24 protein-coding genes are annotated in these 25,478 nt (G+C 65.3%); 17 read left to right on the forward strand and 7 right to left on the reverse strand.

The window, feature by feature from the left end; all coding sequences use genetic code 11:
- Window positions 1-74 precede the first annotated feature (74 nt).
- The 3 genes from AC1RT8_RS21930 to AC1RT8_RS21940 are packed head-to-tail and all read left to right on the forward strand — an operon-like array spanning window position 75 to window position 3,648.
- Window positions 75-914: a chromate resistance protein ChrB domain-containing protein gene (locus AC1RT8_RS21930; RefSeq protein ID WP_493078332.1), complete on the forward strand. Its 840-nt coding sequence runs from the start codon at window positions 75-77 to the stop codon at window positions 912-914.
- A complete protein-coding gene (chrA, locus tag AC1RT8_RS21935) occupies window positions 911-2,302 on the forward strand; it encodes a chromate efflux transporter (protein WP_493078334.1) in 1,392 nt (463 codons plus the stop codon). Before AC1RT8_RS21930 ends, chrA begins: the two co-directional genes overlap by 4 nt.
- An 8-nt stretch (window positions 2,303-2,310) precedes the next feature.
- Window positions 2,311-3,648, forward strand: a complete 1,338-nt coding sequence (locus AC1RT8_RS21940) for an alginate export family protein (protein WP_493078336.1) — start codon at window positions 2,311-2,313, stop codon at window positions 3,646-3,648.
- A 58-nt stretch (window positions 3,649-3,706) separates the two neighbouring features.
- Here the strand turns inward: AC1RT8_RS21940 and AC1RT8_RS21945 are convergent, their stop codons facing one another.
- The 3 genes from AC1RT8_RS21945 to AC1RT8_RS21955 form a co-directional block, all read right to left on the reverse strand.
- Window positions 3,707-4,906: a FecR family protein gene (locus tag AC1RT8_RS21945; protein ID WP_493078338.1), complete on the reverse strand. Its 1,200-nt coding sequence runs from the start codon at window positions 4,904-4,906 to the stop codon at window positions 3,707-3,709.
- 4 nt (window positions 4,907-4,910) lie between these two features.
- The gene (locus AC1RT8_RS21950) at window positions 4,911-5,264 is read right to left on the reverse strand and encodes a tetratricopeptide repeat protein (protein ID WP_493078340.1); all 354 of its coding nucleotides are present in this window, start codon (window positions 5,262-5,264) and stop codon (window positions 4,911-4,913) included.
- Window positions 5,265-5,762: 498 nt separating this feature from the next.
- Window positions 5,763-6,506, reverse strand: a complete 744-nt coding sequence (locus tag AC1RT8_RS21955) for a helix-turn-helix domain-containing protein (protein ID WP_493078342.1) — start codon at window positions 6,504-6,506, stop codon at window positions 5,763-5,765.
- 150 nt (window positions 6,507-6,656) lie between these two features.
- Between AC1RT8_RS21955 and AC1RT8_RS21960 the strand changes: the two genes are divergently transcribed.
- Genes AC1RT8_RS21960 through AC1RT8_RS21980 form a run of 5 tightly spaced genes read left to right on the forward strand, consistent with a single transcriptional unit; the run spans window position 6,657 to window position 11,244 of the window.
- Window positions 6,657-7,295, forward strand: coding sequence for a phage connector family protein (locus tag AC1RT8_RS21960; RefSeq protein ID WP_493078344.1), 639 nt, complete (start codon window positions 6,657-6,659; stop codon window positions 7,293-7,295).
- Window positions 7,295-8,278, forward strand: coding sequence for a hypothetical protein (locus AC1RT8_RS21965; RefSeq protein WP_493078346.1), 984 nt, complete (start codon window positions 7,295-7,297; stop codon window positions 8,276-8,278). Before AC1RT8_RS21960 ends, AC1RT8_RS21965 begins: the two co-directional genes overlap by 1 nt.
- The gene (locus AC1RT8_RS21970; RefSeq protein WP_493078348.1) at window positions 8,275-10,263 is read left to right on the forward strand and encodes a phage tail protein; all 1,989 of its coding nucleotides are present in this window, start codon (window positions 8,275-8,277) and stop codon (window positions 10,261-10,263) included. The genes AC1RT8_RS21965 and AC1RT8_RS21970 overlap by 4 nt, the downstream gene beginning before the upstream one ends.
- A gap of 55 nt (window positions 10,264-10,318) precedes the next feature.
- Window positions 10,319-10,717 carry a hypothetical protein gene (locus tag AC1RT8_RS21975; RefSeq protein ID WP_493078350.1) on the forward strand — a complete coding sequence of 133 codons (399 nt, stop codon included), beginning with the start codon at window positions 10,319-10,321 and terminating at the stop codon, window positions 10,715-10,717.
- The gene (locus AC1RT8_RS21980; RefSeq protein WP_493078352.1) at window positions 10,717-11,244 is read left to right on the forward strand and encodes a hypothetical protein; all 528 of its coding nucleotides are present in this window, start codon (window positions 10,717-10,719) and stop codon (window positions 11,242-11,244) included. Before AC1RT8_RS21975 ends, AC1RT8_RS21980 begins: the two co-directional genes overlap by 1 nt.
- A gap of 27 nt (window positions 11,245-11,271) precedes the next feature.
- Here AC1RT8_RS21980 and AC1RT8_RS21985 read toward each other — a convergent pair whose 3' ends face one another.
- The 4 genes from AC1RT8_RS21985 to AC1RT8_RS22000 are packed head-to-tail and all read right to left on the reverse strand — an operon-like array spanning window position 11,272 to window position 16,709.
- The gene (locus tag AC1RT8_RS21985; protein ID WP_493078354.1) at window positions 11,272-12,216 is read right to left on the reverse strand and encodes a glutaminase; all 945 of its coding nucleotides are present in this window, start codon (window positions 12,214-12,216) and stop codon (window positions 11,272-11,274) included.
- Between the two features lie 40 nt (window positions 12,217-12,256).
- Window positions 12,257-13,486 (reverse strand): cytochrome P450, encoded by a 1,230-nt coding sequence (locus AC1RT8_RS21990; RefSeq protein WP_493078355.1) that lies wholly within the window; start codon window positions 13,484-13,486, stop codon window positions 12,257-12,259.
- A complete protein-coding gene (locus AC1RT8_RS21995; RefSeq protein WP_493078356.1) occupies window positions 13,483-15,087 on the reverse strand; it encodes a Dyp-type peroxidase in 1,605 nt (534 codons plus the stop codon). Before AC1RT8_RS21995 ends, AC1RT8_RS21990 begins: the two co-directional genes overlap by 4 nt.
- Window positions 15,069-16,709 (reverse strand): hypothetical protein, encoded by a 1,641-nt coding sequence (locus AC1RT8_RS22000; protein ID WP_493078358.1) that lies wholly within the window; start codon window positions 16,707-16,709, stop codon window positions 15,069-15,071. The genes AC1RT8_RS21995 and AC1RT8_RS22000 overlap by 19 nt, the downstream gene beginning before the upstream one ends.
- A 276-nt stretch (window positions 16,710-16,985) precedes the next feature.
- Here AC1RT8_RS22000 and AC1RT8_RS22005 point away from each other — a divergent pair, with 276 nt between their 5' ends.
- From AC1RT8_RS22005 to AC1RT8_RS22045, 9 genes are all read left to right on the forward strand, one after another.
- Window positions 16,986-19,190 (forward strand): DUF8616 domain-containing protein, encoded by a 2,205-nt coding sequence (locus tag AC1RT8_RS22005; RefSeq protein WP_493078360.1) that lies wholly within the window; start codon window positions 16,986-16,988, stop codon window positions 19,188-19,190.
- Between the two features lie 356 nt (window positions 19,191-19,546).
- Window positions 19,547-20,053, forward strand: a complete 507-nt coding sequence (locus AC1RT8_RS22010; RefSeq protein WP_493078361.1) for a hypothetical protein — start codon at window positions 19,547-19,549, stop codon at window positions 20,051-20,053.
- Between the two features lie 174 nt (window positions 20,054-20,227).
- Window positions 20,228-20,725 (forward strand): hypothetical protein, encoded by a 498-nt coding sequence (locus tag AC1RT8_RS22015; RefSeq protein ID WP_493078362.1) that lies wholly within the window; start codon window positions 20,228-20,230, stop codon window positions 20,723-20,725.
- 183 nt (window positions 20,726-20,908) lie between these two features.
- Entirely contained in the window at window positions 20,909-23,809 is a 2,901-nt protein-coding gene (locus AC1RT8_RS22020; protein WP_493078364.1) for a hypothetical protein, read from the forward strand.
- Window positions 23,810-23,830: 21 nt separating this feature from the next.
- Window positions 23,831-24,082, forward strand: coding sequence for a hypothetical protein (locus AC1RT8_RS22025; RefSeq protein WP_493078366.1), 252 nt, complete (start codon window positions 23,831-23,833; stop codon window positions 24,080-24,082).
- 223 nt (window positions 24,083-24,305) lie between these two features.
- On the forward strand, window positions 24,306-24,611 hold the full coding sequence (locus AC1RT8_RS22030) for a hypothetical protein (protein ID WP_493078368.1): 306 nt from the start codon (window positions 24,306-24,308) through the stop codon (window positions 24,609-24,611).
- Complete coding sequence (locus tag AC1RT8_RS22035) at window positions 24,611-24,892, forward strand: hypothetical protein (protein WP_493078370.1); 282 nt, start codon at window positions 24,611-24,613, stop codon at window positions 24,890-24,892. The genes AC1RT8_RS22030 and AC1RT8_RS22035 overlap by 1 nt, the downstream gene beginning before the upstream one ends.
- Window positions 24,892-25,254, forward strand: coding sequence for a hypothetical protein (locus AC1RT8_RS22040; protein WP_493078372.1), 363 nt, complete (start codon window positions 24,892-24,894; stop codon window positions 25,252-25,254). The genes AC1RT8_RS22035 and AC1RT8_RS22040 overlap by 1 nt, the downstream gene beginning before the upstream one ends.
- Window positions 25,244-25,477: a hypothetical protein gene (locus AC1RT8_RS22045; RefSeq protein ID WP_493078374.1), complete on the forward strand. Its 234-nt coding sequence runs from the start codon at window positions 25,244-25,246 to the stop codon at window positions 25,475-25,477. The genes AC1RT8_RS22040 and AC1RT8_RS22045 overlap by 11 nt, the downstream gene beginning before the upstream one ends.
- Window position 25,478: the final 1 nt, after the last annotated feature.

Genomic DNA, 25,478 nt, shown 5'->3' on the forward strand with positions numbered 1-25,478 from the left:
CCTCATGGGGATCGCGATCTCCCCATGAGGCGACAGGCTGAAGTATCGCGTCCCTTATTGTTTGAGGACGCATCATGCCCGCGATCAATGCCATTGCCGCCGACAAGCTCATCAAGCTGATCGGTACCCCTGGTTGCCCGACGATCATCGATATCCGCACCGATGCCGAATTCACCGCCGAGCCGCGCCTGATTCCCGGCGCGGTGCGTCGCGCCTTCGCCGGTGCCGCCGACTGGGCTCCAGCTCTTTCCGGGCGCGGGGTGATCGTCGCCGGTGAAAGCGACACCGTCAGCCACGGCGTCGCCGCTCTGTTGCGCCAGGCCGGTGCCGATGCCGATGCACTGGAGGATGGCGTGCCCGGTTGGGCGGCCGCCGGCTTTGCGATGGTCGACCAGGCGGCGGTGCCGCCGCGCGACGGCGCGGGCCGCACCCTCTGGGTCACCCGCGCGCGGCCCAAGGTCGACCGGATCGCCTGCCCCTGGCTGATCCGCCGCTTCGTCGATCCCGCCGCGCAATTCCTGTTCGTGCCTGCCCCCGAGGTCGCCGGCGTGGCCGTGCGCATGGGCGCGACGCCGTTCGATGTGGAGGGCGACGGCGTACGCTGGACACATCGCGGCGACCTTTGCACCTTCGACGTGATGGTCGACGGCTTTGGCCTGGGCGGGATCGAGGCGCTCGCCCGCCTCGCCACGATCGTGCGCGGCGCTGATACGGCGCGCCTCGACCTCATCCCCGAAGCCGCCGGCCTGCTGGCGATATCGCTCGGATTGTCGCGGATGTTTGCCGACGATCTGGCCCAGCTCGACGCGGGCATGCCGGTCTATGATGCGCTCTATCGCTGGTGCCGGGACGCGACCGGCGAGACGCATGACTGGACATCCCACAAGCCGGCGACGTCGCGGAGCCCGAAATGACCGCCGCCGCAACGGCGCGGACGGCGCCGGAGCTGGTCTCGATCGGCGAGGCCTTCCGGGTGTGGCTGCGCATCGCAGCCCTCTCCTTCGGCGGACCCGCCGGCCAGATCGCGATGATGCACCGCGTGCTGGTCGAGGAGAAACGCTGGATCGGCGAGCACCGGTTCCTCCATGCGCTCAACTATTGCATGGTCCTGCCCGGCCCGGAGGCGCAGCAGCTCGCCACCTATATCGGCTGGCTGATGCACCGCACAAAGGGTGGCATTATTGCCGGCGGGCTGTTCATCCTGCCGGGTGTGATATCGATCATGGCGCTGAGCTGGATCTACGCGATCTACGGCAAGCTCGGCATCGTCACGGCACTGTTCTTCGGCCTGAAGGCGGCGGTGCTCGCGATCGTGCTTCAGGCCGTGGTGCGAATCGCCTCGCGGGCGCTGAAGAACCGCGTCATGCTCGCCATCGCGGGCGTCGCGTTCCTGCTGATCTTCTTCGCGCGCGTCCCCTTCCCGCTGATCATCCTTGCGGCCGGCGCGGTCGGCTATGTCGGGGGCCGCGCGGGGCTCGGCGTGTTCCAGGTCGGTGGCGGGCACGGGGCGTCGAAGGGCGCGATCGTCGAGGACCGCGACACTCTGCTGGGCGAAGAATTGCCGGCCCATGCGCGCATGGGCAAAGGCCAGGCGTTGCGGATCGCCGCGGTCTGGCTGGCGCTCTGGCTGACCCCCGTCGCGATCCTGCTGCTGTGGCTTGGGCCTGACGATGTCTTCAGCCAGATCGCGACCTTCTTCTCGGCGATGGCGATGGTCACCTTCGGCGGCGCCTATGCCGTGCTCGCCTATGTCGCTCAGGAAGCGGTGCAATCCTATCACTGGCTTCAGCCGGGCGAGATGCTCGACGGGCTGGGCATGGCGGAGACAACGCCGGGGCCGCTGATCATGGTGCTTCAGTTCGTCGGCTTCATGGGCGCCTATCGCGATCCGGGCATGCTGCCGCCGCTGCTCGCCGGCACGCTGGGCGGGCTGCTCGCGACCTGGGTCACCTTCATTCCCTGCTTCCTGTGGATCTTCCTGGGCGCGCCGTTCATCGAGCGGTTGCGCGGCAATGCCGCGATCGCCGGTGCCCTGTCCGCCATCACGGCGGCGGTGGTCGGGGTAATCCTGAACCTCGCCATCTGGTTCGCGGTCCACACATTGTTCCGCGCAGTGCGGCCGTTCGAGGCCGGCCTGTTGCGCTTCGACCTGCCGGTACTGTCGAGCGTGGATCCATGGGCGTTGCTGCTGTCGGCCGCGGCAGTCGTCGCGGTGCTGCGCTTCAAGACCGGCACGATCCCGACGCTCGCAGCGACCTCGGCGGCAGGCATCGCGCTCTATCTGGCCGGGGTGACCGCATGAGGGGCGCCATGACGGCCGCCTGCCTCCTTTTCGCCGCCACGCCCGCCTTCGGCCAGGCCGGACAAGGCAGTCCGGGCGACGGCCTCGACCTGAGCGGCAGCCTTCGCTTCCGCTACGAAACGATCGACGGTCAGCCGCGCGCGGGGTTCAACAGCAGCGACGAGCTGATCAACCTGCGCACGATCCTGACCGCGCAATACCGTCACGGGCCGGTGCGGATCGCGGCCGAGCTGTACGACAGCCGGGCCTATCTTGCCGATCGCGGTACGCCCGTCACCACCGGCGAGGTGAATGCGGCCGAGCTGGTACAGGCCTATGTCGCGGTCGACACCCCGAATGCCTTTGGCGCCGGTACCGCTCTTGCGCTGCAGGGCGGGCGCTTCCTGCTCAACATCGGCTCGCGCCGGCTGGTCGCCGCCGACGATTATCGCAACACCACCAACGGATATACGGGCCTGCGCGCCGACATCGCAGCCCGGGGCGGGGTGCGCGGTACCTTCATCTATGTCCTGCCGCAGGTCCGCCTGCCCGACGACCTGACCTCCATCCTCGACAACCGGCCAAAGGTCGATCGGGAGAGCTTCGACCAGGTCCTGTGGGGCGGCACCGTCTCCCGCGCGAAGACGATCGGCCCAGCGCTGGCGGAATTGTCCTTCTACCATCTTGGCGAACGCGATGCGCCGGGGCGGCCCAGCCGCGATCGTTCACTGAACACGGTCGGCGCCCGCATCGTCCGCGATGCCAAGGCGGGTGCGTTCGATTATGAGGTCGAAGCGATCTACCAGCTCGGCCATATCCGGAGCAGCCTGGCGCCGACGGCGGCAATGCTCGATGTGAGCGCATCCTTCGTCCATGCCGAGATCGGCTACACCTTCGCTCATGGATGGAAGCCGCATGTCTCGATCGAGTTCGACCGGGCCAGCGGCGACGGGCCGGGACGGACCTATGGCCGGTTCGACACGCTGTTCGGCATGCGCCGCGCCGATCTCGCGCCGGCCGGCCTGTACAATGCGGTCGGCCGCGCCAACATCATGACACCCGGCATCCGCCTGGAGGCAGTGCCGAACAAGGCGATCGACTGGTTCGTGACCTACCGGCCGATGTGGCTGGCCGATCGCACCGATGGCTTCTCAACCACCGGGGTGCGCGACGTCACCGGGCGATCCGGCAATTTTGCCGGCCATCAGGTCGATGCGCGGCTGCGATACTGGATCGTCCAGGACCGGCTGCGCGCCGAACTGGATGGCGTGTGGCTGGCCAAGGGCCGCTTCCTGCGCGACGCGCCGAACGCACCACAGTCGGGCGATACCAAATATCTGTCGACCAACCTGACGGTGAGCTTCTGAATCACGACGCCTCGACGGCGAGCGCGATCCTGCTCGACCCGGCCAGCGGCCCGTCACATCATGGCGGGCCGTTCGGGTTGTTCGGATTCTGCCCCGGCGGATATTTGGGTGACGGCGTCGGGCTGGGACTCGGGACGGGCGTCGGAGTCGGGCTGGGCGTCGGCGTATAGGTCGGCGACGGCGTTGGGGTGGGCGTCGGGGCCGTCATGTTGTTCGGGCCAGCTCCCGGTGTGGGCGTGGGCGTCGGGCTTTGCAGCGTGTTTGTCGGCCCCGACTGGGTCTGCGGTTGCTGCCGCCGGGTCCGCTCGAAACCCCCTTGCGGGAGGGACGGGATATAGGTGCCCGGCCCCTGCGGCCCCGGCGTCGATCCGCCCGGATAGCCGCCGGGATAGCCGCCGGGATAGCCGGCAGGCCCACGTCCCGGCTCGAAGGGCGGGAGCGGGCGCTGGCGATCCTCCACCGGATAATAGGGCTGGCCGGCCATTTCGGGCGCGAGGCCGAAGCGCGGCGCCAGCGAGGGGAAGATCAGCGCCTGCACCTCGCGCAGCCCCTCGGGCGAGATGATGAAGGGACCGATCGGCGCGGCCCCCGGGCGCGGCACATAGACGGCGCGCATCGGCCGGTCGACCGTGACCGTCCGCCCGCCCGACATGACGTCGATGATGCCTGGCTGCACCCTGCCCTGCGCTCCACGCCCGGGTCCGCGCAGGATGATCAGCGAGGCGGTGGCAGGATCGCTGCGTACATTGGGGCCGACGCCCCGTTCTCCGGCGGCGATGCGCACCGCATCCTCGCCAACCACGCCGTCGACGATCGTGCCGCGTATGCCGATGGTGGCGACGGGCGTACGGATCGAGGAGCTGCCCTTCGCATCGGGCCGGCCCGACATGAAGCGGAACGCGCCCTTCACCACCGAAGCGCCGACCGAGCGGGCACCGCGGGCGGGATCATAGACGAAGCGATCGATCGTCAGCCGAGCGTTCGCGCCGACGGTGAAGGTGGATTTGTCGAGCAGCAGCACCTGAAGCTGGCTCCTGCCGCCGGTCTGCACCTCGTCGGCGAGCGCCACACGCTGCCGCACCACCGCGGTGCGCGCGACACTCGCGCCGGCCGGGCGGATCCTGACATTGTTGAGGACGGCGGCGTTGATGCCGATCACCTCCGGCGCGCCCGCGGCGAACGAACCGCCGGCAAGGGTGAGCGCGGTGGCGGCGAGGAGCAGGCGCGTGGTCGCGCTGCGGGGAACGAAGCGTTTCATGGCATCAACCTCCCGATCCGGGCCGCGGCATCGGGCCGCAGGCCGCCGTCATCTCCGCCCAGGCGGGGCCCGGCACTGGCCGGTCGAGCGCGGCCAGTTCCGCCCGGGCGCCGTCGCGATCATCGAGACGGCAGAGCAGGGTCGCGTGGAGCAGCAAGGCCGCGTCCGCATCGGCATGGGCCATCAGCACCCGCTCGAGCGTCGCGACCGCCGCCATCAGGTCGCCCTGACCGATCTGCCTGCGGGCGAGCGCTATGCCCGGTCCGGTCTGGACCGAATCCCGCGACAGCATGTCGAGTTCGGCGATGGGGTCAGTCTGCGCCGCACTTGGCGTAGCGGTGCCAAGAGCACACGCCATAGCGATGCAGATCGGTAGAATGCAGTTCCGGACGGCCATGGTCTCGCCCCGCAATCGCCACCCGCGATCGGGACGGCGTGTGGATCCTATCATTCTTTACCCGTACCGCGAAACGGCACGGGCTGACGGACGCGACCATGTTATGCGGACTATACGTCCCCAATGGCGATATGGATGCAAGCCCCTTTCGACGCCGTCGATTGACCGGCCGGGCAAGCTGTGGCAGGCGCCGCGCACCATGAACGCCCAGAGCCACACCAGCTATCGATATTACCGCGTCGACTGACGGGGCGTGATCGTGCGTCCCGGGAAGCGGGACGATCTGGATTGGCGAAGCATCGGCTTCAACTCCCTTCGGAAAACCGTGACCCGGCCGCGATCTCGCGCTGCCCGTCCAGTATGTTTTCCGGGAGGGTAAAGCCGGTAGTTCCGGCAGCGGGTCTGTAAAACCCGTCCTTCGGGGAGTGGAGCATAACCACACCCTCCCACCACCATCGACTACCGATAAAAGCGCACGAAATCGCCCTGCGTCGCGACGTCCAGCCGCTCGCGATAGTCGCGATGCTGCGCGGCGCCCGGTGCGATGCGGCCGATAACGGGGTCGGCCTCGCTATCGAGCTTGGCGAGCGCGATCGGGCAGGCGACCGGCACGAGCTGCGAGCCGGTACCGACCTGCAGCGTCGTCAGCACGCCGTACAGCGCGCCCTCGATCGTCGGTCGGCCGAGGATTGCCATCCGGTGCTGCCCGGCGACATTGGTGACGAGATAGATATGGCCCGACAGGTTCGGCATCGAGACATGCCCGGCCTGTTCGAACCGCGCATCCATGCGCTGCGATTCGGCAAAGCCGAGATGCCCCGCCTCGTCGATCCAGCGGATCGTGGTGACATAGGCAAAGATGTCGCCCGGGCTGCCGAAGCTGGGCCTGAGCGTCAGATACCGCCCCTCGATCCAGCGCACCGCGGCATGGGCATAGGCGCCCATCATCTCGGGCGCGAGATCATGAGACGGGGGTGTGGGGGGCGCCACGGGCCGGAGGGTGACGCCAAGCGCTTCTTCCAGCCGGATCGTGGTCGCGAGCGTGAAGGGGCGCCCGCCGGATAGCGCCTTTTCCAGGGTCGACAGGCTGATCTTCGCCATATCCGCCAGCGCCTGGCGCGAAATGCGGCGACGCGCGATCTGCTCGCGCACACGCCGGCCCACCTCGCGCGTCTCGCCTTCCAGAAGATCGCGATCCTGCATTCTCTCCCCTTTTTCGAAGCGCGATTATCCGCACGTTTCCGGGCGTTTCGTCAACTGCCCTGTGCCACGTCAACGCACCAAAACGCAGGGATTTTTCCCGAGTCGGGGCGGTCGATTCAAACTCCGTTCCGGCTGGCCTAATCCCGTTGCATGGCCATCAGCATCACCGTCTGCAACCTCGCCCTGGGCGAGCTTCGCGCACCGCCCATCGCCGATATCGACGAACCCACCACCGAGGCGGCCGAGTGCCGGCGCTATTATGCGCATTGCCTCAAGCTGCTGCTCGAACGCTTCGACTGGAGCTTCGCCATCAGGATCGCGACGCTCGCCGAACTCAGCGTCAATCCGCGGGCGAGCGAATGGGCGCATGCCTATGCCCTGCCGGCGAACATGGCGACGGCGCAGCGGCTCGTGCCGCCGGTTAGCGGCTGGCCGGGCGGGGCAGCGAACCTGCCCGCCGTGCCGGTGCTGGCCCAGCCCTTCATCGTCGAGGATGGTGTGCTGTTCAGCCAGATGGGCGGCGCGATCCTCGAATATACAACCCGGGAGGTGGCCGAGGCTGAGATGCCCGGCCTGTTCACCGATGCGCTTGCCTATGCGCTCGCCGCCCGGCTCGCCGTGCCGTTGCGCGACAGCCGCGAGACCAAGGGGCAGTTGCTGCAGCAGGCCGAGGTGGCCGCGCAACGCGCCATTGCCGACGACATCAACCGCCAGCCCAATCGCGATGCGCGAACGCCTGACGAGGTCGCCGCCGTGCGTGGCGCCGGCTGCACCATCGGAGTCCAGTGATGCCGCTGCGCACCGGACAGCCGAATTTCTCCAAGGGCGAACTCGCCGAGGACCTGATCTCCCGCGTCGATGTCGCCGCCTATGCGACCGGCCTCAGACGGGCGCGCAACGTCACGATCCTCAAATATGGCGGGGTGACCAAGCGGCCCGGAACGCGGTTTGTCGCGGAGGTCTATGACGATTCCGTGCCCGTCCGGCTGGTGCCGTTCCAGTTTTCGCTCGACCAGACCTACGCGCTCGAAATGGGTCAGGGCTATATGCGTCCGGCAGCGCTCGGGGGCATGGTGCTTGAAGAGAAGCTGACGATCGCGGGCATCACGCTCGGCGCCACGACCGTAGTCGAGGCGGCGTACCATGCCTATGAGATCGGGGATCAGGTCTATCTCGACGGCATCGAGGGCACGGTCGAACTCAATGGCCGGATCGGTCGTGTCACCGCGGTCGCTGATAGCAGCCATTTCACCGTCGATATCGATTCGACGGGCTTCACACCCTTCTCGGCCGACACTGGCGGTATCACGCGCGTGGCGGCACCGGCCCCTCCACCACCCCCTCCACCCGTGCCACCGCCACCACCGCCCCCTCCCCCTCCCGATGTTGGCGGTGGCGGCGGAGGGGGAGGCGGCGGCTTCTGCGTCGTGGACGATACCCCGATCCTGCTCACCGCCGGCGGCAAGGAGATAGAGGCGCGGTTCGCCGGCGTTGGGACGCGCATCTACACCCGGCACGAGGAGACGATGGCCTGGGGCTATTACGAAATCGTGCGCCACGAGATGGCGTATCGGCCGGTGTTCAAGGCGGAGGGCTATCCCCGCGCGACAGCGGAACACCGCTTCTGGATCGACGGCGCGTGGGTGCGCATGGATGCGATCGGCGAGCCCGATGGTGACGCCTGGGTGGCGCTGATCGAGGTGGCCGATGCCCATAGCTATGTCGCGGCCGGCGTGCTGTCCCACAACAAGATATCGGAGCCGAACCCGTGAGCGTCGCCCGTCTCTACCGTGTCGGTTCACCCTTCAACGGCGAAGAACTGCAGGAGGTCGACTTCGAACAGTCGGCGGACACGATGTATTTCGCGCACCTCAACCATGCGCCGACGAAGCTGGTGCGGGCCGGCCACACCGACTGGACCTTCTCGCCGATCGACTTCACGCCGACGCTCGCCGCGCCGACCGGCCTTGGTGTGACGCCGGTCACCGGCAACTCGGTCGTCAGCGGCGATTCCTATTTCCCGCAGGTCGCGACCTATGTGGTGACGGCGGTGGACGATATCTCCGGTCAGGAGAGTCGGCCGTCCACCGGGGACAGTGCGACCAACGACCTGACGCTTAAGCGCAACTACAACTCGCTTTCGTGGAGCGCTGTCACGGGCGCCAGCCGATACCGGGTGTACAAGGCCGACAACACCCAGGAATATGGCTATATCGGCACCACGACCTCGACGAGCTTCACGGACGACAATATCGGCCCCGACTACTCCGACGGGCCGCCTGTCGGGGAAAATCCTTTCGAGCATATCGATGCGGAGGTAACCGGGGCAATCGCCGCGACCGTGCTCGCCGTCTCGGCCGTGGCCAGTGGAGCACTCGCTGCAGGGCAGATCCTGCGCGGGGACAATGTCGCGCCGGGCACGGTGATTGTCGCGCAATTGACGGGCACGAGCGGGGGCACCGGCACCTATACGGTCAGTCCATCGCAAACCGCGGCCAGCGATTCGATTGCCGCCATCCGCGCGGGCGACAACCCCTCGACCGTCACCTTTTTCGAACAGCGCCTGCTCTGGGGCCGGTCCGGCAACCATCCCAACGCGATCTGGGGATCCCGCTCGGGCAGCTTCGAGAACATGGATATCTCGCGGCCGCTCAAGGCCAGCGACGCCTTTTCCTTCGCGCTCGTCTCCGGGCGGGTGAACGCGGTCAACCAGCTCGTTTCCACGACCAGCCTTCTCGCGCTGACATCCGATTCCATCTTCAAGGTCGAGGGTGGGCAGGCGGGGTACCTGACGGCCACGGACTTCGTCACCCGGCGCCAGAACGGGCGCGGCGCGGCGCGCCTGTCACCGCTGGTGATCGACAGCGTCGTCTTCTACCAGACCAGCGTCGGGAACAGCGTGCGGACGCTCGGCTATGAGTTCTCGACCGACAGTATCAATTCGAACGACGTCACGATCTTCTCGCCGCATCTGTTCCGGGGCTTCGACATCAAGGCCTGGGCCTATGCGCAGGAGCCGCGATCGGTGATCTGGGCGGTGCGGGGCGACGGCAAGCTGCTGTGCTTCACCTGGGAGCAGGAGCAGCAGGTCTGGGGCTGGACGCTGTGCGAAACCGACGGTGCCGTCGAGAGTGTGTGCGTGGTGTCGGAAGGGTCGGAGGACCGGCTCTACCTGACGGTTCGCCGCGGCGAAAAGCTGTTGATCGAGCGCATGGCCGCGACCCGTTGGAACGCGGTCGAGAATAGCTGCTTCCTCGACAGCGCCGTGACCTATCAGTTCGAGGAGCCGCAGACGGTGCTGCGCAATCTGGGGCATCTCGAGGGCATGACCGTGTCGGCGCTCGCGGATGGAGGCGTCATCACCGGCCTCGTCGTGACGGACGGCACGGTGGAACTCGACAATGCGGCCATGACGGTGACGATCGGCTTGCCCTACACGGCGACGATCGAGACGCTGCCGCTGGCCTGGCAGGGCCAGGCCGGCTGGACGATCGCCAAGCCGCAAACCCAGGCCAAGGCAGTCATAAGACTGATCGACAGTCGCGGGGTGAAGGCAGGCCCGACCGATGCAACGCTCGAGCCGTTGCGATCGCGCCTCAACGAACTTCCCGGCCAGCCGCCCGCGCTGATGACCGGCTTGTACGAGACCTATCTGCGCGCCGACATCAATGGCGGTGCGCGCATGGTGGTGCGATCCGACGATCCGCTGCCGATGACCGTGAGCGCGATCTATCTCGACCCCTCAGTCTCAGAATAAGCGGATCGCGCTGGTCGGCGCCACGCCAGTCCATGTGGGCCCGATCGCGTCGCGGATGCGCGGGGCGGATGTGGTCGAATGCGCGGCGATGGGGCATACGCCGAGACAGGCGCTCCGGGCGGGGCTGCTGTCCTCCTCCCTGTGCCTGACCGCGACGGTCGACGGGCGGCCGGAGGCGATGTTCGGCCTGGTCGTGACCAATGCCCTGTGCGGCGAGGGGTCGCCCTGGATGCTCGGCAGCGACGCGATCTACCGCCATCCGCGTACGATGCTGCGTTGGGCGCCGCGCATATTGTCCGCGATGTTCGATTCAACTCCGGTGCTGGAGAACCTAGTAGCGGAGGACAACCACCGCGCCATTCGCTTCCTGAAGCGGATCGGCTTCACCATCGGAAAGGAGGTGATCATGATCGCCGGCACCCGTTTCGTCCCCTTCCACCAGGAGCGCCGCTGATGTGCGAACCAACGACAGCCCTGCTGATCGCCTCGACCGCCATTTCTTCCATAGGCGCCGTGACCGCGGGGGTCGGCCAGGCGCAGCAATATCGCTATCAGGCGGAGATCGCCGACCAGAATGCGCGCCTTGCCAACGAACAGACGCGCGATTCGATCGAGAACACCAATCTCGAGGCGCGACAACGCTACCGCGCTCTGGCGCAGATGAAGGGCGCCCAGACGGCAGCGATGGCCGCGAACGGCGTCGACCTGAATTTCGGGTCGGCCGTCGATATCCAGAAGGACGCCGCGATGATCGGCGCGGAGGATATCGCCCAGATCTACAAGGGCGGCAATGATCGCACGCGCGGTTTCGACATCAATGTCTTCAACTACAGGTCCCAGGCAGCGGCGAACCGTGCGCAGGCGAGCGGTGCGCTGATGAACGGAATTTTCGGCGGGCTGTCGACGGCGTTGGGTGGCGCTTCGCAGGTTGCGGGGATGAAGAAACCACCCAAGCCGTGGCCTGACATCACTTACACCTAGCGAATCATCGTGCGGGATTCAGACCGTCTACATTTGGATGCCGGGCGCCTCAAATACCGACCAACCCGTCCGCTGCACCAACCGCTCCAGCGCCAGCGCCCCCAGTTGCGAGGTGCCGCGCGGATTGAGCCCGGGCGACCAGACCGCGATCGACGCCTTGCCCGGCGCGATCGCCAGGATGCCGCCGCCGACGCCGGACTTGCCGGGCAGGCCGACCCGGAAGGCGAACTCGCCCGAGCCGTCATAGTGGCCGCAGGTCATCATCAGCGCGTTGATGCGCCGCGCGCGCTGGGTCGACACGATCGAATGGCCGGTCGCCGGGTTGATCCCGCCAGCCATGAGGTAACCGCCGGCGCGGGCAAGCTGATGGCAGCTCATCGCCAGCGCGCATTGGTGGAAATAGACGCCCAGGGTCCGTTCGACCGGCTGCCGGACATTGCCGAAGGCGCGCATGTAATTGGCCAGCGCGATGTTGCGGAATCCGGTCTCCTGCTCCGCCCGGGCGATGCGTTCGTCGATGAAGATGCTGTCGTCGTCCGCCAGCGACCGCACGAAGCGCAGGATCTCGCCGATCGCCTCGATCGGTTCGTGCGCGCCCAGGATCATGTCGGCGACGACGATGGCGCCCGCATTGATGAACGGGTTGCGCGGGATGCCGGATTCGGTCTCGAGCTGGACGATCGAGTTGAACGCGCTGCCCGACGGCTCGCGCCCGACCCGGTCCCATAGCCGGTCGCCGATCGCGCCCAGCGCGAGGGTCAGGCTGAACACCTTCGAAATGCTCTGGATCGAGAAGGGCTCGTCGGCATCGCCTGCCTTGTGGCAGGTGCCGTCCGCCTCGACCACGGCGATGCCGAACCTGGCCGGATCGATCTCGGCTAGCCCCGGAATATAGTCGGCCACGGTGCCGCGGTCGGGCGCTTCGGCCATCTCGGCCGCGATATCGGCGACGATCGTTTCGAGGGAAGCCATGAGCGTTGTTAGCGAGCCCGGCTCGCATAATCACGCGGCTTCAGTCGAACTCCACCGTCAGCGATTCAGCGAACGCCCCGCTCTTCCGCAGCTTGCCCGCCGCGCCTTGCGCCCGGCGCAGATTCTGGCGCTTCAACAGCGGCTTCAGCATCAGATGCAGGGTCGCATTGTTGATGTGGATGCCGAAGCATTGGTGCAGGTCATAGCCGAAGTGGATATATTCGTGCGGCAGCCGGCGCGGGTTGAACCGCTCCGGATCGGGCACGCGGCGCCCGTCGCGCATCCCCGAGGCGAAGGCGGCGATCACCGTCGATCCGGCGGGGACGAGCTTCTGATGCTTCGTGCCGCTTGCGATCGTCCAGTCCTCAAGCACGATCCGCGGCAGGCCCGGCGCGAGCGGATCGAAGCGCATTGCCTCGCGCACATAGCCGGCGAGCAGCGCATCGTCGCCGCCCCGCGCCGCCGCCTGGGCGCCCCTGAGCGCGTCGGGCCGGCGCAGCAATTGCTCCATCGCCTGCGGCACGACCATCGGCGGCTGGGGCGGCCCGCCGACGATGAACCCCATCAGCGCGGTGCGGATCTGGGCGTCGCTGTATCCGGGCTCGCCCGCCTTTTGCAACTTGAGGCAGCGACCGAGCACGTCGTCGGCGCCAGGCTTGGCGCGGCGCTGCTCGATCTGGTTCTGGATATGCGCGCGAAGCGCCGGGGCGATCACCTCGACCTCAGCGACGAGCGGCGCGTCGCTGGCCACGAATTGATATTCGAACAGCCGCGTTCCCCAGACCCGCAGGTCGCCGCCGGGCGGCTCGGGCACGCCGAGATAGTCGGCAAGAAAATCGAAGGTCACGCGTCGCACCAGCGTATCGACCACCTCGATCCGGCCGCCGGCGCCCGCCACGATCGCCTCGGCCCGCGCCTCGACATCGGCCGCCAGGTGCGCAAGGTCTTCGCGGCGCACCACCTTGCGCATCGCGGCGGTGTCCGCCTGATATTGCGGCGTGTTCGCCATGCCGAGGAAAAAGGGCTCGCCGCCCATGATGACGTCGAGCTTGTCCTTGTAGGTCACGCCGAACGCCGGATCGGTGGCGAACACTTCGCGTACGTCGTCGTAACGCGTCGCGACATAGGTCTTGCCGAAATGCGGGATCGGTTTCAGCCAGCGGAGCAGCCTGAAGGCGAACGGCATGGCCGCCATCACCTTCGTCATGAGCCAGCGCTTGAGACCCGTGGGGCCCGGCCGCAGCACCTGAGTGGAGGACAGGATGCTCATAGCAGCGCCAGATATTGGAGGGCCGGAATGCTCGGCAGGAAGAAATAGTCGCCGCCCGCCATGCGGATGAAAGTCTCGACGTCGACGATCCGGCGCAGCGGCTTTTCGTGGATCGTCATCTTGCCCTTGGGCCCGACCAGCGGATCGGTCTCGTCGAACAGGGTCGCGAAATTCGGGTTGAGCAGCCAGGTCTGCTGCACGAACTCGAACTGGCGGGCGATATCGGTGTTGAGGCAGATGAAGAGCAGACCGCGATCGACTCCGTCCTCCTTGGGCGGCACGCTGATCGTCGAGCCATATTTGCGGCCGCGGCGCAGGATGCGGTGGTTGTTGGCTGCATCGAGCAGTGTCTGCTTCTGGTCAGGCGTCGGCGCGAGGCCATCCCGGGGATTGGACCGGCGGACATGCGATCCGGCCGGACAACCGACCCCGTGCAGGTCGCGGTCGTAAAAGCCGAAATCATTCTCCGGCATGTCATAGGCATCGGGTGGCAGATAGCCGGCGGGGCAGAGCAGGTCGCCCTTGGTATTGCGGCCGACCACGCGCTCGGCGAGCCAGGTGGTGGTGACATGCGCCGAACCGGCGGGATCGCGGGCGCGGATATGCGCGGCATTGTCGCGCATCGATTGCCAGAAGGCGACGACATCCTGCTTCAATTCGCGCACGACCATATAGCTGCCGTGAATCCCGAAATCGAGGAACCCTTCCGCCAAGGGGTGCGCCTCAAGGCCGGCAGCCTGGCCGTTGGCATCGTCGGGCACGACCGGGCCGGGTGCCTTTTCATGGTGACCGTTGGTGTAGCCGAACAGGATTTCGCCGAGTGGCACGCCGTTCCAATAGTCACGCACCGCGGGCGCGCCGGTGCTGAGCACGACCGCATCGTCATCGAACGGCACGGGTTGCGAGATGCCGTCGGCAAAACCGAAATGCTCGCGTGCGATGCCCTTTTCGTCGGGACGCAGATCGAGCGGCAAGCGGTGGACGACCTGCACGTCATGCGGCTTCAGTGCCGCCTCGACCTGCTCGGCCCAGGCCTCCGCGCTGTCCTCATCCTTGTCGTAGAGCAGCAGCAGGGCGTGGACGGTGATCGGCGTGACGATCTGCTCCTCGCGGTGCCCGGTCGAGGTCTTGGCGCTCGACTGGGTTTCCTCGACCGTCGTGAGGGCGGCGCGCTGCCGCGCGTTCGAGCTCCATTTCGGCCCGCCCTCGATCACCGTCCCGAGCCATTCGCCCTTGCGCCGATCGCCGAGGCGACGGAGCCGGTCTTCCTGGAACATGCCCTCGCGGAACGGGGCGGCAAAAGACTCCAGCGCCGATTTCGGCAGGTTCATCTTCTCCAGCCCGGCATAGGCGAAGGCGATCGCCGTCGCCCGCGCATCGCGCCCATCGGCATCGGTGACGGGCGCGAGTTCCTCCACCGTCTTGAGCCAGGCGCCGCCGCCCTTCCCCTTCCAGGCGAATTCGAGGAACAGCGCCCGCCCGGTCGGCAGCGAGGCGAAGCCGCTGACGACCAGACCCTGGGTCAGCGTGCAATGCGGTGCCTTGAGCTGCCAGCTCGGCGGCTTTTTCCCCGGCGTCCCGCTCACAGGTCGTTGATCCACGCGGACGCCTCCTTCGTGCTGAGCGACGGCTTGCGCAGGCCGTTGGCGATGCGGTTGTTGCGTTCGACCTGGTCGACGGTCAGGTCGCTATAGGCGCTGTACCAGAAGCGGCTGACCGCCATGGAATGGCGCGCCCAGGCCTTGAACTTGCGGCCATGGCTGGCGCCGTCCTGGATCAGGAAGCGGGTTGGTGGGAAACCGACGCCGCAGCCCCAGGCCAGGGTGAGGCCGACATGTGCCTTTTCGATGAAATCGTCGAGATAGCTTTCCCAGCTCTGGTCGAAATTGCTGAAGAACATCAGCCGGCTGCCATTGTTGACGAACGCCCAGTGCGCGAAATGCACGGTGCGCATGCTGCCGAGATAGCCGCGCACGCCGCTGTTGGGCATGGCGCGGAGTATCAGGCCGAGCCCGTGATGGCCGACGTGGACGATGAGGGTGCGCAACACGCCCGGCTTGATCAGTACGACCGAGCCCATATGGTTCTGCGGGATCCAGTCCTCGCGCTGGGCCATCTGGCGCACCGTCTCCTCGTCGATCGGCGGCGCATCCTGCGAGGCATCGCGCCGTTCGAGATAGCGCAGCCAGCACAGGATCAGCAGCACCGAGAAGGGCACGCTGAGCACGCCGAACAGGGTGATGCGCGGCGCATGCTCCTTTGCCAGCGCCAGCGGCAGGCCCGTCATCAGCGAGATGGCGATAGTGATCAGCGGAGCGAGCACGGCGTAAAGGGCACCGCCGACGAGGATCAGGATGAGGGTCTGCGGTTTCAACAGTGCGCTGATCAGGTTGAACTTGCCCGCCGTGTCGGTGCCCGGCAGCGGCTCGCGGATCATGTAGAGGCGGATGCCGCAATAGAGGATGCCGAAGGCGAGCAGCAGGTAGAAGCGGTTGTCCGGCATCATCGGCGCGAGGATCAGCCCTGGCAACGCCAACGCCAGGAAGACGAGCAGGGCGAAGACCGCCACCTTCAGATAATCGCCGCAGCGGGTGAGGAACGGCACACGGGCCGGCGCCCGTTCGGCGAGCCAGGGAAAGGCCGGCATGAGCGCGGCGCGGAGGTGGCGGTGGATCTCGGCCGGCGACACCGCTCCGCGATAGGGGCTGGGGCCGGCGCCGTTGGCGGTCGCGATCTCGGTCCGGGTCGCGCTGAACAGCGCGCCCTCGGCCAGGATGCGGTCGCGGGTCATGCCGCGATTGCCGTGATGATAGACGCTTGGTTCGAGCGAGCGCGCCTCGAAATAGGGGGCGATGGGCGCGCGGGAATCGGGCGCGGTCACGGCGTCATAGAGCGGCCCGTCCGGATCGAGCGGGCGCTTGCAGCAGCGCAGCATGCCGCGCAGATCGGCCCCGATCGCCGCCTCGAGCTGGCCCCAGAACACGCTCGGCCTGCCGTCGAAATTGGCCTCCAGCACGAACAGCGGATCATAATCCTCGCCGGGGAACACGCTCATCGACAGGAAATGCACCGAGGGCACGCCGGCCATGAACCCGGCATAGTCGCCGGCGCTGCCCGCGCCGCCGGTCGAGCCGCTGTCGTGCAGCCGGTCGATCAGGGCGGAGAGCTTGTCATGACTCTCCGGCTTGACCTCCAGCGCCACGGACAAAGTCGTTTGTCGCATCCGGCCGCTCCCCATCTTCGCGCCACCGTCCTCGCATGGACGACATAAGCCTTCAAGGAGCCGTCCCCGCCCGAACGTTTCGCTCCCGATTCGGCAACTTACTATGTCACAGCTTTCAAGGACGCACAGACAAACGCCATAATAGGTCGCATTCTGGATCTATCTCCGGCCGGTGCCGGTCGATTCAAGATAGTCGCGCGCCGTCCTAAGCCCTCCTTCAAACCAAGGAGGAGCCCATGGCCGCCATTTCCCCCGACGCGCGATCGGCACACTGAGATGCCGACGGTCCCCACAGAGCAGAACCGGGTCGGCATTGCCGGCCTGACCGATGCGAGGCTCCAGCCGGGCGATTTTTCCGGCACGGGCCTGCAGGCGCTTGGCGCCGGGATGCGAACGCTTGGCGCCGCGAGCGCGGAAAGCGCCGAGACCATGGCCAGGGCGCGAAAAATAGCGGCCGACGCTCCCCGGCAGCCGGTCGCGCAGGGCGCCGCGGCGCAGGCGATCGACGCGACCAGCCACGAGGCACTGCACGCGTCGATGCTGCCCGCGTCCCCGGAGGAAATCCGCGACGACGCCATCTGCAAGATCGGCTGGAATCAATTCTCCGACGTGTGCCGCGGCGTCTGGAAGGAGCTGGAGGGACAGAAGGGCTTCGGCGCCGTCCTGAAGGTCGAACCGGCGATCGAGGCGCTCAATGCCGAGTACAAGCGCGGCCTGGGCATGCTGCCGGCCGAACTGCATCCGGTCTATGAAGGGTCGGTCGGTGTGCGCCTGCCGATGGAAGTCGCGGGGCTGCAGGCTTTTGGCGCTGCGCAGAGCGCGGTCGAGCAGAACCGCCAGAGCCTGCTCGCCCAGCAGAATGCCGCGGACGACGCGGTGCGCCATGTCGATGATCCCGACATGTTCGACCGGCATGTCGAGACCGGCGCGGGGTCGATCGCGACCCAGGGCGCGTTGCGAGGCGACGACCCGGCAACCATCGACGGCGCCATCAGGACCTATCGATCGGGCATCAATCGCCGGGTCCTGGAGGAGATGACCGAAAAGGACCCGATGGCCACAGCCATCCGGTACGGGACGGTGCGGGAAAGCATGACGCCGGACGACCAGTTTGCGGTTGAGAAGGGACTGTTCGAGCCCCTGGCCCGCACGCAGGCGGCGAGCGATGTCGATCGCTTTCTGCCGCCACGGGAGCCGGGACAGCCCCTTGCTCCCCTCAGCCCCGAGGCTCGCGCCGCCGCTCAGCAGGCGATCGAAGCGGAGCCGTGGAACGAAGCGCGCAAGCGTTACGCGCTGGACGACCTGGCGGAGCGCAGCGCGATGCAGGAGCGTTCGCGCAAACAGGCGGAGGACGCAGCCCGGGACAACGGGTTCGCCACTGCCGAGCAGTTCGGGTCAGGCTTCACGTCGATCACGCAGATCCCCGCGGCCGTGCGCCGCGATCTCGACGAGGAAGCCGATCAGGCGCTGAGGAGCCTGGCGCAGGCCAATCTCGATCCGACCTCGATCTCGGCGGGCGGCGAGGCCGCGCTGATAATGAATATTATGGCGTCGGAGAACCCGGCCACGTTCGCGAAGGAGGACCTGCGACTGATACGAGGCAAGGTGACGCCAGAGGAATATAGCAAGCTGGCGCGGATTCAGCAGGGCTTTGGCGAGGAAAGTCCCGCCGTCGCTGCGTTCTCGCTGGGCCGATTCTCCAAGCTGCTGAGCGGGCCATCAACCAGCGAAACGGGCTTTACGCCGCTTGTTCGGGAAGCCTCCTTCGTACCAGATCAGAAGACCGCGTTGCCATCTAGTGGGCAACCCGCCCGCGAGTCCGAAACGCTGCTTCCGTCCGAAATGGACATTGGGAGCATCAATGCGAATCTCACACCGGACAGCCGCAAGCGGCCGGAGCCCGCACCCGGAGCAGAAGGGATAAGCATAAATCTTCTCAGCGACGCCAAGGACAGACCAGCAATCGCCGCCCTAAAGAAAATGGGCAGCCCGGCGGATACCGTCGTAATATTTTCGCACGGATCGCCGAGCGGGCAAATCGCTGACGCTTCACGCGGCGAAGGGCAACCTGCCCTGAGCGCGCAAAACATACTGGCTCGGCTTGGCAAAAGTTACAAGAAGGGGACAACCATTATCCTCTCCAGTTGCTTCGCCGCAAACGGTGATGTGGCTCGGAAATTGTCGAGGCTGACTGGGGGGATCGTCTACGCTGCAAGGGCGTTTGTCACGGTGCCGAATGAAACGCACAAGAAATACGACCTTACGGTCTATTCATTAGGGTATGGAGTAGGTGATAAGTCCGGATACGCCAAATTCTATAATGGCAAAGAGATCCCGTCAAAGCTTCTTGGTCTAACCTACAATCCCGTATCATCGGAATGGGAATGGAAATTTTCTAGAACTGCCACCAAAACTGATGTTCGGGTTCAGTTTCAAAAAAAGAGCGCCCTCACGCTATTGCGAGAAGGCTGGGGATTCTAGGGTTGCCTTCTCCTTTATTTGCTGCAGTGTGACGCGGCATGATGCCAGAAGCAAGGTTTCTATTACGATAAAGAGCAATGGAGAACTAGCCTGACTCATGACGAATCCACCGAAGGGTCCGGACTGCTGGACACTCACCAACAACGCGACGCCGCAACGAGATCCTCCGGTCATTGAACGAGACGAAAAGGCCGCTCACTCGCTCGCAAGCCTTCGACACAAGCAACGGCTCATCTTGACATATCCGGAACGAACAGCGAACATCGCTCAAACCGACTCCTCGTGAATTGAAGCCTCATTCCACATTGAGTGCGCAAGGGAGGGTAGCGTTGATAAAAGGGTCTATCGCACGAATCTTGCTGGCCTCCATCAGCTTTGCATTGGCGTGCGGCATCATCATCGGTGGCTGGCTCTATTCAGATAGGAAGACCACCATCGAAGAATGCTTACGGGCCGCGGAGGGTTGGACAATCCAGGGCGACACCGGAGGGGGATTTGGGGGCTGTGAAACACTCGCCAGGGAGGGGGCGCTGAAACACGACGCCAGGGCTTACCGGTACATGGCCTTGCACAGCGAAATCTCAGGCGATTTTGCAGCGGCCAGGCGCCATTGGGAAACCGCCATCAGGCTCGGGGATAACGAGGCGAATCTTGCGCTGATCAGTCTCATCTCCAGCGTTCCCGGCCAACCGAATTGCAAACGGATCAGCGACGCTTTGGACTCGTACAAGGCCAATACCGACAATGAGCGGATCAGAAAATATGAAATGTCCGACTTCATCATGAGTGGTGACTGCCCGTTTTCCGAAGAAGCCCGGCGCAAGGCGCTGGGCCCCAATTGGAGTCGGAGCGTGCCCAAATGAGATTTTTGGCTGCCGTACAGAGGCCGGCTAGACCGAGTCCGATCGAACAAAACAGGTAACGGTGACTCGTGCATTTACCCTTCACCACACGAGGAAGTGGTTTCGCGTTGATTCGAAGACGCCCTCACCCCCTGGAGTTAAAATCCCGCCGCCGCCCAAGAATAGGAAGTTCTGATGACCAGCAGGTTTCTTGCCCGCATATTGTTTGGAGCGGCATCGGCCGTCATCATGGCATTGGTTATTTCCGTCTCTTTTCAACGACAGCCTCGCCCAATTTCCGCAAATTCGTGCGTTTCAGGTCTTGAATCCCCGAAAACGAGTGAAGAAATCGCCGCAGAATGTGTCGCGATCGCGGAGAATCTCATACGCAACGGAGCAACGGAAAAAGATGCCCATGTGATACACATGGGTGGATTATACAGCGCAAACGATTTGGATGATGCAGATAGGGCAGCGGCTCTTTTCATAAAAGCAAATGAATTGGGATTCCCGGAATCTCAAAACGAACTCTTGGTCCTGTTCGAGAATAACGGCGGCAAATACTGCGCCGACATGAACTCGATTATCCAAAAACTGAATGACGAAACCGACGTACAGAAAATGTACAAGAAAATATGGACAGACTCTTGGGAAAAACAAAGGTGCAGCCCGTTACGGCCAAGAACTAGCTAGCTACGAGAGATCGATCCTGCTGAGCTTTCCGGCGCCGTTGCGCTGTCAGGTTTTCGCGCGACCTCCTGCGGGATGACGAAATAGGGAATCGGAAGTACCGCAGCCGTTGATCTTCCGCGCCGGCCGATCGATTCAAACCTTTCCCGCCACCGCGTATCCCACCTCCATCACAGGAGGTGCCGCGTGGCCGCAATCAGTCCGAACGTTTCGAGCGAACCCCAGCTGGGCACCGGCTCGAAAACCGATTTCACCTTCAATTTCTCGATCGTCGCCGCGACGGACATCGGCGTCTATGTCGACGGGGTCCGCAAGGCCCACCCCGCCGACTATAGTGTCACCTTCGGCGACGTCTCCGGCACGGTGACCTTCACCTCGGCGCCGGCCAATGCGGCGGTGATCCTGCTCGTCTCCGAGCCGGATTACCTCCAGGCGAGCGAGTTCGCCGATCAGGGCGCCTACAACCTCTCGACGGTCAACACGATCAATCGCCGCGCGGCGATCCGCGAGCTGGTGAACCATGATCTCGGCACGCGCGCGCTGAAAGTGCCGCGCGGCGAGGACGCGGAGGGGCCGGAGATTCCGCTGTCGGACGTCCCCTCGATCGTTGCGGTGGGCGACAGCCTGATTGCGGGAGGCGACATTCCGAGCGTGGCGGGGGCGCTGACGAATATCGGGCTGGTCGCGGGGTCGATCGCCCACGTCAACACGGTCGCCGGCATTCATGCGGCGGTCTCGACGGTCTCGGGTGTCGCGGCAGCGGTATCGACCGTGTCCGGCATCTCGGCGAACGTGACGACTGTTGCCGGCATCGCGGCCAATGTCAGCACGCTCGCGCCGATCGCGGCGAGTATCGCGACTGTGGCGGGGATCAGCGGCAATGTGACGACAGTGGCGGGCGTTTCGGCCGGCGTCTCGACCGTGGCGGGCATTGCGGCGAACGTGACCTCGGTTGCGGGCATCACCGCCAACGTGACCACTGTCGCAGGCATTGCCGCGAATGTGACCTCGGTCGCGGGGAATGCAGCCAACATCAACACGGTCGCGAGTGCCATCGCGAATGTCGGAACGGTCGCGACGAACATCGCGTCGGTCAACACCTGCGCGACGAATATCGCGGCAATCATTGCCGCGCCTGCGACCGCTGCCAGCATCGCGGCGGCTCTGCCCGTCAAAAACAATGTACTCTCTGACTTTCTGCAGCTTGACCGCCTGAGCAACGCCACGCGCAATGCGAACGGAACGGTGACCTTCACCACCTTCGGGGTTTGGCTGGCGAATACCCTTCCTCGCGAGTGGGCGGCGGCGCGCGATTCTGGCCTCGGGATTCAATTCTGGGTTGAGTACGTATCCGGCACCGCCCTCTCCTCAGTCTACCTTCGCCAATACAACGCGGCTTCGCAGGGAGGCGGTCAGATAGGTTCCAATACTCAGCTCGTCAGCGCGAGCGGCGATTACATGAAGTCGATCGTCCTAGACCCAACCTGCATGAGCATCGACATTGTCGCCAACAGCCCGGGGACGACGACCGTGCGAGATGCCGGCGGCGGGGTCGTGTCGGCTGTGCGCCCAGTGGTTGACCCGAACTTCCTCGCATCGCAGGGCCGCGCAGCAGCGCTCCAGAATCGCTCGCTGCCGATCCCGTTTCAGTACAACGCGCTGAGCGGCGTGATCGGCTCGCCTACGCTTGTGAATGGCGTCCTGACGATCCCGGCCGGGGCGTCGGGCGCATTGACCTTATTTTTCACTGGGGATCGCCTTGGGAATGGGGCAGCCTGCACGCTGGGCTACGCGGCAAATTACCCGCCGGGCAATTTTGCTCAAACCGCCACCCTAATATACGGCGCAAGCGGCGCCAGTGGGCCGCTTGCGGGGCACGCGCAGGTCTACCCGCTTCATGTCGGAAATGGCGTGTACCGCTGGTCCGATACGGTCGATCAGCCCGCCGGCGCTGCGAACACCTGCTATGGTTTCCGCCTGACCTTCAACAACACGGGCACGAATACGCTCATCCTGTCGGACTTCACCGCCTGGGCGGGTGCAAATCTGCCGGCGCTTACTGAGGTTCCAGCGGCTGTGGAATCGCGCCTCTCTGCTGTCACGATGGCTGAGAGCGATGCTGGCTCTTTAATTCGCCGCTTCACTATCCTTGCTGACAGTGTTTTCCACCAAACCGACTTGACCGGCCCGACTCCTACGACCACGGCAAAGCGCTTTCTCGGCGACTTCGGGCGGATCGGCGACCGCGCGCGCGTCCGCAATCTGGCCATCCCTGGCTCTGGTCTGCGCGCGATGCTGTCCCATGCAGGGTTGCCCGCGACGATTGTTACGCTTCCGAGCGATACGATGCCTGCCAGCGGCTCGGTCACGGTATCCTCTTGGAGCGGCGACCCCATCACCGCATTTTACGGCGCCAATCCTGAGTTTTCCCGCATCTTCTACCTGCGCGGGGTCAAGGTGCTGGTTAGCGCCACCTCGTTCCACGCAAACCTCTGGCCGAACACGGGCGCGCTGGTCCTCACGCGCGTTGATGCCGGCGATGCAGTCCCTGTTCCTCCAGGGTCGAAACTGATCAGCGAACAGGCCTTCATGATGCGCGACGATTTCGTGGCGCTTGAAGGGTCAATCAATCCGTCAAACCCGGGGATGACGGTGTTGCAGGGCGCTGCTGCGTTCTTCGCCGCGCGCGATGCTCAGGCGACGGCGAGGGGCGAGAATCCAGCTACGGTCATCAAGAGCCTATTCATGCCGGCGCTGATGTCGGTTCCTGGCGTCACGCCCGTGACCCAGAACACCGGCCATACCAATACGCCGGCGCTGGTCGCTTCCTATGGCGCGGATCGGATTCTCGACCTGAACGCGCCCGGCATCCCCGGCGGCAACTATCTCAGCACGGACGAGGCGGCCTTTATGGCGGCGATCGGCTGGTCGGCGAGCGGGTCGGACAACGCATATATGGCGCTCGGCTGGCGGCCTCCCAGTATGGCACCGGACACTTATCACCCGGACGATTTCTGCGACCAGCTTTTGGGTCGACGCTTTGCGCTCTGCAATGCCGTTCAAAACTACATGGAAAACGTGGGCTGACCGCCACCCTGGAGAAGACTCATGCCGAATCCAACGTTCCTCGATTTCGTCAACGCCGCGCAGGCGTATCTTGCTGACCTGTCAGTCGCACAACTCGCGGATGCCTTCGGCGAGGGCCTGTCTGCACCGCCCGTTTTCGACGCGGATGATCCGACCGCGAGCGCCTACGCCTATGCGACATGGTATTCGACAATCGACAGGGACGCGATCGAAGCAGGGTCGCTCAATTCCGCGAACGGTCTCACGCCGCCCGTTCCGCCGGCTCTCGCCTGATGCTTAAAGCGGTGCAGCCAACGCACAGTCGGAGCATTCTCGCTCGTCAACCGGCGTGTGCTCGCCACATACATGGCAGCGACCGCCACGCGGATGGTCGCGGCGCAATGCGGCCTGCTCGCGCACGATCGCTCGCCATGCGCGCAGGAAGCGTCTCGGCCCATGGAATATCGCAGCCAACATCCCGCCACGATACCCCCATGCCCGCCCTAGGTCCAGCCACATGACCGAGCAACTCGACACCACCGGGATGATGCTCGGCGAGATGAAAGGCCAGCTCCGCGAGCTCATCCACAACCTCAACACCATGTCGGCCAAGATCGACAGCCTCACCGAACGGGTGGCCGGCGCCGCCGGCCTGCCCGCCAAGGTCAAGGAACTAGAGGACCGGATCATGATGCTGGAGGCGGACAAGAACAAGCGGGACGGCGCGATCGGATTGGGCAGCTGGCTCATCCGATCGCCGGTGATCGCATGGCTGGCAGCGGGTGGTGTGGCGCTCTGGGCATTGTTGAAAGGCAGGTTGTGATGAACGGGATCGATTCCGGCACCGAGGCCGCGAAGGCCGCGCCGCCCAGCGCGATCAACATGCCCGACCACTGGATCCGCGAACGGGCCTGGTACCAGATTTTCGTCCGGCTGGCGCGGCCGACGCTTGACTGGATCACCAATGCGACCGTCGCCTGGACGATGATCCTTCAGCCGCTGGCGTTCGGCCGGTTCGACGTCACGGCGGCGGGCATGTCGCTGGCCTGGGCGGGCACGGTCTACGGCTTCAAATATGCCGAGAAGATCAAGGGGGTCGCGTGATGCCCGCACTCCCCTCCGCCACCTGGGTGAGGATCGCGCTGGCCGCGATCCTGATAGCCTCGCTCGCTGTCCTGGTCGCGCTGCGATCGTGCAACGGCGCGCGCACGGCCGGCGCCGAAGCGCGTCTCGCGACCGGCCAGCAGGGCGCCGCGATCGAAAGCGGCCGGGACGCCGTCCAGACCCTGGGCAATACTCAATCGGCTGAGGAAGCCATTCACACGACCGTGAAGGAGGGAACCGATGCGATCAACCAGGCGCCTGGCGGCAACAGCAACGATGCTGCCGATCGCGCTGCTTGCCGGCTGCGCTCATACCGTCATTCAGGCAAGTGCGTCGCCCTGCTCGGCCCTGTTGCCGACTAGCTGGCTCACCGGCGTCGCCCCGACAGCGATGCCCGAAAGTGCCAAGCTGCCCGATGGGCATGACGATGCGCGGCCATGGCAATCGGGCTTTGTCGAGCAGACGGGCCGGCTGGAAACCGCGAATGATCGCTATGGCGCGGCCATTGGTATCGTCAGCCGCTGCGAGGCTCGGGACGCCGCGGCGGTAAAAAAGACGCGACCGCGCGTGCTGGGGATTTTCTGAG

The organism is Sphingomonas sp. GW821-FHT10F11 (assembly GCF_058809095.1).

Bases quoted from the DNA above. Each gene is read 5' to 3' on its own strand.
- AC1RT8_RS21930 (WP_493078332.1), top strand. From the start codon at position 75: ATGCCCGCGATCAATGCCATTGCCGCCGACAAGCTCATCAAGCTGATC.
- chrA (WP_493078334.1), top strand. From the start codon at position 911: ATGACCGCCGCCGCAACGGCGCGGACGGCGCCGGAGCTGGTCTCGATC.
- AC1RT8_RS21940 (WP_493078336.1), top strand. From the start codon at position 2,311: ATGACGGCCGCCTGCCTCCTTTTCGCCGCCACGCCCGCCTTCGGCCAG.
- AC1RT8_RS21945 (WP_493078338.1), bottom strand. From the start codon at position 4,906: ATGAAACGCTTCGTTCCCCGCAGCGCGACCACGCGCCTGCTCCTCGCC.
- AC1RT8_RS21950 (WP_493078340.1), bottom strand. From the start codon at position 5,264: ATGGCGTGTGCTCTTGGCACCGCTACGCCAAGTGCGGCGCAGACTGAC.
- AC1RT8_RS21955 (WP_493078342.1), bottom strand. From the start codon at position 6,506: ATGCAGGATCGCGATCTTCTGGAAGGCGAGACGCGCGAGGTGGGCCGG.
- AC1RT8_RS21960 (WP_493078344.1), top strand. From the start codon at position 6,657: ATGGCCATCAGCATCACCGTCTGCAACCTCGCCCTGGGCGAGCTTCGC.
- AC1RT8_RS21965 (WP_493078346.1), top strand. From the start codon at position 7,295: ATGCCGCTGCGCACCGGACAGCCGAATTTCTCCAAGGGCGAACTCGCC.
- AC1RT8_RS21975 (WP_493078350.1), top strand. From the start codon at position 10,319: ATGCGCGGGGCGGATGTGGTCGAATGCGCGGCGATGGGGCATACGCCG.
- AC1RT8_RS21980 (WP_493078352.1), top strand. From the start codon at position 10,717: ATGTGCGAACCAACGACAGCCCTGCTGATCGCCTCGACCGCCATTTCT.
- AC1RT8_RS21985 (WP_493078354.1), bottom strand. From the start codon at position 12,216: ATGGCTTCCCTCGAAACGATCGTCGCCGATATCGCGGCCGAGATGGCC.
- AC1RT8_RS21990 (WP_493078355.1), bottom strand. From the start codon at position 13,486: ATGAGCATCCTGTCCTCCACTCAGGTGCTGCGGCCGGGCCCCACGGGT.
- AC1RT8_RS22000 (WP_493078358.1), bottom strand. From the start codon at position 16,709: ATGCGACAAACGACTTTGTCCGTGGCGCTGGAGGTCAAGCCGGAGAGT.
- AC1RT8_RS22005 (WP_493078360.1), top strand. From the start codon at position 16,986: ATGCCGACGGTCCCCACAGAGCAGAACCGGGTCGGCATTGCCGGCCTG.
- AC1RT8_RS22015 (WP_493078362.1), top strand. From the start codon at position 20,228: ATGACCAGCAGGTTTCTTGCCCGCATATTGTTTGGAGCGGCATCGGCC.
- AC1RT8_RS22025 (WP_493078366.1), top strand. From the start codon at position 23,831: ATGCCGAATCCAACGTTCCTCGATTTCGTCAACGCCGCGCAGGCGTAT.
- AC1RT8_RS22030 (WP_493078368.1), top strand. From the start codon at position 24,306: ATGACCGAGCAACTCGACACCACCGGGATGATGCTCGGCGAGATGAAA.
- AC1RT8_RS22035 (WP_493078370.1), top strand. From the start codon at position 24,611: ATGAACGGGATCGATTCCGGCACCGAGGCCGCGAAGGCCGCGCCGCCC.
- AC1RT8_RS22040 (WP_493078372.1), top strand. From the start codon at position 24,892: ATGCCCGCACTCCCCTCCGCCACCTGGGTGAGGATCGCGCTGGCCGCG.